General features: G+C 69.0%; 1 protein-coding gene. It reads left to right on the top strand.

Annotated elements, in window-relative coordinates:
• Window positions 1-603: autotransporter-associated beta strand repeat-containing protein (locus ACODT0_RS42380; RefSeq protein ID WP_489044048.1), on the top strand; the 603-nt coding region annotated here is incomplete at both ends.

Genomic DNA, 603 nt, shown 5'->3' with positions numbered 1-603 from the left:
TCGGCGGCAAGGCCGACTCGGGCAAGCTCGCGATCGCCAACGCGGGCACCTTGAGTTTGCAAGACACCGCGAGCGCTGCGGGCGCCACGGTGACCAATGCAGCAGGTGGACAGGTGCGCATCGATCTGACGACCACCGGCACGAGCATCGGCTCGCTCGGTGGCGCAGGCGATGTGGTGCTCGGCACCAAGGCGCTGACCACCGGTGCGCTTGGCACTGACAACACGATCTCGGGCGCCATCACCGGCACCACGGGCTCGCTCGTCAAGGTCGGCGCAGGCACGCTCACGCTCGCAGGTACGGCCAACTACGCAGGCGAGACCCGCGTGACCGGCGGTACCCTGAAGGCAGGCGCCATCAACGCCTTTAGCGCTGCATCGAGCGCTGTGGTCGCCAGCGGCGCCACGCTCGACCTTGGGGGCTTCAGCCAGAAGATGGCCGGCCTGACCAACGCCGGCACGGTCTCCCTGCTCGGGACAGTCCCAGGCACGACCTTGACGCTGACCGGCCCCTACGTCGGCAACAACGGCGTGCTGCGCCTCGGTGCCAAGCTCGACAACCCCGGCATCGCCGACCGCCTGGTGCTCGACGGTGCATCGGCCA

This window comes from Variovorax sp. FG153 (genome assembly GCF_057809595.1).
This window is presented reverse-complemented; position numbering and strand designations above follow the sequence as displayed.